The following is a 4,477-nucleotide window of genomic DNA, read 5'->3' on the forward strand; positions in this document are numbered from 1 at the left end:
TCGGCGCCTCCCTCGGTGCGGTCACTCAAGCCCTGCGCCGCCATGTGCGCACCGAGGGAGGCGCCGAGGTCGTAGAGCACCGTGTTCGGCTGAGCGAATTGCGCCGCGAGCACGCCGAGGTTTTCGACGATGGTCGGGTAACCTGGTACCGAGCGCTTGATCATGTCCGGGAACACCCGCACCACGTCTTCGTTGAAGGCGAAGTCAGGCACCTTGTCCAGGGGCTGGGCGAAAATGCGATCGGGTTCTTTGCTCACGGCGGTTCCGGCGGTGTCGGTGGAAAAGGCCGGCATTTTAGCCAAAGTGGCGTCGGGATGCTTGGGTTGTCCGACGTGGCGAGGGGATTTATCCCCGTTGGGCTGCGAAGCAGCCCCAAAACCAGTTGTCAGGGAATATCAGTTAGACCGCATGTGCAGGTTTTTACGGCTGCTGCGCAGCCCAACGGGGATAAATCCCCTCGCCACAAGGGTTAGCGTTTTGTTTGCGAGAAAGCGGAGGCCGCGATGCCCCACTGGCCCAACCAGTAACTGAGAATGATGACGTAAGGCGCAGCGTGGAACGGTGAGACAAAGCGGTCGATGCCGATCACGCTGTCGGAGAACACGAACGCTACTGCGCCGCCGGCCGCCAGCAGCGCCGAACGCTTGGGCACATCGGTGCCAAGGCGAGCGAGGGCGCGCCAGAGCATTGCGCTGATCGCCGTGCCGTAGACAATCACCGGCACCAGTAACGGCCCAAGTCCGCTGGAAATCAGAATCCCCAGCAGCACCGCGCCCACACCGAGGGCAAGCACCAGCGGCAATATCGCCAAGCGCTTGCAGTCACTCAGGTAAGCCTTCAAGTAAGCCAGATGCGCGACCAGAAACGCGCCCAGCCCAAACACAAAAAGATCCCCCGGCCACGCCAGCAACACATCACCGAGCAGCGAGAAGATCAGACCGAGGCTGATCCAGCGCCGGTAGTCGCTGGGCGGCGCATCGTGCAACCAGCCGAGCAGTGCCAGTACCGGCAGCGGTTTGACCAACAGGCAAAGCAGCGCCGCGTGAGTGCTGACGCCGTAGAGAAATGTTGCCGCGCCCATCAGCGCCAGGATCAGCCAACCCACGGTCAGTTCACCGAGATGGCACAGTCAAAGGTTTCCACCGGCAACACTTCCGGCGCCCATGGCTGTTGCGAGGTCAGGCGCAGGCGACCGGTGCCGGTGGCGAAGGCCTGGAAGCGCCAAGTTGAGAGACCGGCCGCGCCGACGACGCCAGCATCTTCAGGATTGCTGTAAACCTCAGGGCTGAGCGCGCGCAACACGCCACCGGCCGAATCCTGAATGGCCCAGCGATAACCCGTGGTCGGGTTACTTGGCAGCATCACGATCAGGTTTTGCCCAGTGCTGAGCCGCACCGGACATTCGCTTTGTTTTTCCACGGTCACGTTGTGTTTCGGCTGCGTGGCACAAGCGGCCAGCAAAGAAAGGGCGAGAGGGACAAACAGGCGAGTGGGGGACATAAGGTCAGCAGCTCCGGCGTTGGCGACGAACGGCGAGCATAACTGAAGATGAGACAAAGTGTGACGGTGATGGCCTCGACCCTCACCCCAGCCCTCTCCCGGGGAGAGAGGGAGCCGACCGAGGTGTATTTCGAGTTACATCGACCTGTTAGATCGAGGCGATTATGGATTCAACGCATAACGTTCAGGTCGGCGTATAGCTGAAGCATCGCACGGTCAGCTCACTCTCCCTTTGGGAGAGGGCTGGGGTGAGGGGGAGCGATGGCAGCCCCCTCGATAGCTCAAGTCGTCATCAAAAAAGCACCTTCGCCATATCCGCAAACTTCTTGGCGAAATGCACGTTGATGCCTTCTTTCAGGTAATCCGGCAGTTCTTCAAAGTTGCCGCGATTCGCCTCCGGCAGAATCAACTCGAAAATCTTCTGCCGCCGCGCCGCGATCACCTTCTCGCGCACTCCGCCAATCGGCAGTACATGTCCGGTCAGCGTCAGTTCACCGGTCATCGCCACGCCTTTCTTCGGCGGCTGATTACGCGCGAGCGAGAGCAGGGCGCTGGCCATGGTCACGCCGGCGCTCGGGCCGTCCTTGGGTGTTGCGCCTTCCGGCACGTGCAGGTGGACGAAGGCTTCGTCGAAGAATTTTGTGTCTCCGCCGAACTGCTTCAGGTGCGAGCTGACGTAGCTGTAGGCGATCTCCGCAGACTCCTTCATCACATCGCCCAGTTGCCCGGTGAGTTTGAAGCCACGATTGAGCGTGTGAATTCGCGTCGCTTCGATCGGCAGGGTCGCGCCGCCCATGCTGGTCCAGGCCAGGCCAGTGATGACACCGGTGCCGGACAGCACCTGTTCGTTGCGGAACACTGGATGACCGAGTGACGCTTCAAGGTCTTTCGGCCCGAGCTTGATCACCGCTTTTGGATCATCGATGAGTTTCATTACCGCTTTACGCACCAGTTTGCCCATCTGTTTTTCCAGTTGGCGCACGCCGGCTTCGCGGGCGTAACCGTCGATCAAGGCCTTGAGCGCCGTGTCGCTGATGCTCAGGCTGCCCTTGGACACGCCGGCCTTTTCCAGCAGTTTCGGCCACAGGTGACGCTTGGCGATGGCGACTTTTTCTTCGGTGATGTAGCCCGACAGGCGAATCACTTCCATCCGGTCGAGCAACGGGCCGGGAATCGAATCGAGGGTGTTGGCGGTGCAGACGAACAGGACTTTCGACAGGTCCATCCGCAGGTCCAGATAGTGGTCGAGGAATTCGACGTTCTGTTCCGGGTCAAGGGTTTCCAGCAGCGCCGAGGCCGGGTCGCCCTGGTAGCTCTGGCCCATTTTGTCGATCTCGTCGAGCATGATCACCGGGTTCATCACTTCGACGTCTTTCAGCGCCTGCACGAGTTTGCCCGGCTGCGCGCCGATGTAGGTGCGGCGGTGGCCCTTGATCTCGGCTTCGTCGCGCATGCCGCCGAGGCTGAAGCGGTAGAACGGCCGGCCGAGGGATTCGGCGATGGATTTGCCGACGCTGGTTTTACCCACGCCCGGCGGGCCGACCAGCAGCACGATGGAACCGCTGATTTCGCCTTTATAGGCACCGACGGCAAGGAATTCGAGGATCCGGTCCTTGATGTCGTCGAGGCCGGCGTGGTGTTTGTCGAGGACTTTGCGGGCGTGCTTGAGGTCGAGTTTGTCCTCGCCATACACGCCCCACGGCACCGAGGTCGCCCAGTCGAGGTAGTTGCGGGTGACTGCGTATTCCGGCGATCCGGTTTCGAGGATCGACAGCTTGTTCATTTCTTCTTCGAGGCGCTTCTGCACCTGGGCCGGCAGGACTTTGCCTTCCAGACGCTGCTCGAACTGCTCAAGGTCGGCGCTGCGGTCGTCCTTGGTCAGGCCGAGTTCCTGCTGGATCACCTTGAGTTGTTCCTTGAGGAAGAACTCGCGCTGATGCTCGCCGATTTTGCGGTTAACTTCCGCCGAGATCTCTTTTTGCAGGCGCGCGACTTCGACTTCCTTGCGCAGCATCGGCAGGACTTTTTCCATGCGCTTGAGCATCGGCACGCAGTCGAGCACTTCTTGCAGCTCGGGGCCAGTGGCGGAGGTCAGGGCGGCGGCGAAGTCGGTCAGCGGCGACGGGTCGTTGGGGCTGAAGCGGTTGAGATAGTTCTTCAGTTCTTCGCTGTACAGCGGGTTGAGCGGCAGCAGTTCCTTGATCGCGTTGATCAGCGCCATGCCGTAAGCCTTGACCTCGTCGGTCGGCTCGGTCGGCTGGTGCGGGTATTCGACTTCAACCAGATACGGCGGGCGATGGTGTTTGAGCCAGGTCTTGATGCGCACGCGGCTCAGGCCTTGGGCGACGAATTGCAGTTTGCCGTTTTCGCGACTGGCGTGATGGACTTTGACCAGCGTGCCGTATTCGGGGAGGGCGCCGGTGTTGAAGTGGCGCGGGTCTTCCTGGGGCGTGTCCATGAAGAACAGGGCCAGGGAGTGGTGGTCGGATTTGCTGACCAGGTCGAGGGTTTCGGCCCACGGTTCTTCGTTGACGATGACCGGCAGGACTTGCGCCGGGAAGAACGGGCGGTTGTGGATCGGGATGATGTAGACCTTGTCCGGCAGGTTCTGGCCGGGCAGGGCGAGGCCTTTGCCTGGGACGTGGTGTTCGATGTGTTCGGCGTCGGTTTCGGTGATGTCGTCGGGGTTCTCGGGGAATTCTTGCTGGTCGCTCATGGGGCACCTGCGCAATTGGGTATGGGTGTTAGATGGGGCAGGGGTTGGGTGGTTTCAATGGGGTGGGGTGTTTCTGCTTGTGTGTTCAGGGTTTTGACAGGGTTTTGGGGTTGGGCTTGGCGGCCTTTGGGCCGGCCATGCTGGGGATTTATCGAGTACATATCCGTTTCTTCGGGTGCGCCCGCTGGCGGTTTCGCCCTTACGGCGAGGCACTTTTTTCAAACGCCAAAAAAGTACCCAAAAAGGCTCGTGGGTATGACT

At 60.8% G+C, this 4,477-nt stretch carries 3 protein-coding genes and 1 pseudogene; all 4 read right to left on the reverse strand.

The features are described from left to right. Window positions 1–293: pseudogene (locus F2P67_RS27410) on the reverse strand (carboxy-S-adenosyl-L-methionine synthase CmoA); the annotation flags it as partial. A 176-nt stretch (window positions 294–469) separates the two neighbouring features. Next, entirely contained in the window at window positions 470–1,105 is a 636-nt protein-coding gene (locus F2P67_RS27415; RefSeq protein WP_178120965.1) for a lysoplasmalogenase family protein, read from the reverse strand. Window positions 1,106–1,107: 2 nt separating this feature from the next. Next, window positions 1,108–1,500, reverse strand: coding sequence for a protease inhibitor I42 family protein (locus F2P67_RS27420; protein WP_166226350.1), 393 nt, complete (start codon window positions 1,498–1,500; stop codon window positions 1,108–1,110). 292 nt (window positions 1,501–1,792) lie between these two features. Beyond that, complete coding sequence (gene lon / locus F2P67_RS27425; RefSeq protein ID WP_166226353.1) at window positions 1,793–4,216, reverse strand: endopeptidase La; 2,424 nt, start codon at window positions 4,214–4,216, stop codon at window positions 1,793–1,795. Window positions 4,217–4,477: the final 261 nt, after the last annotated feature.

The sequence above is a fragment of the Pseudomonas atagonensis genome, assembly GCF_011369485.1.
GTDB lineage: Bacteria > Pseudomonadota > Gammaproteobacteria > Pseudomonadales > Pseudomonadaceae > Aquipseudomonas > Aquipseudomonas atagonensis.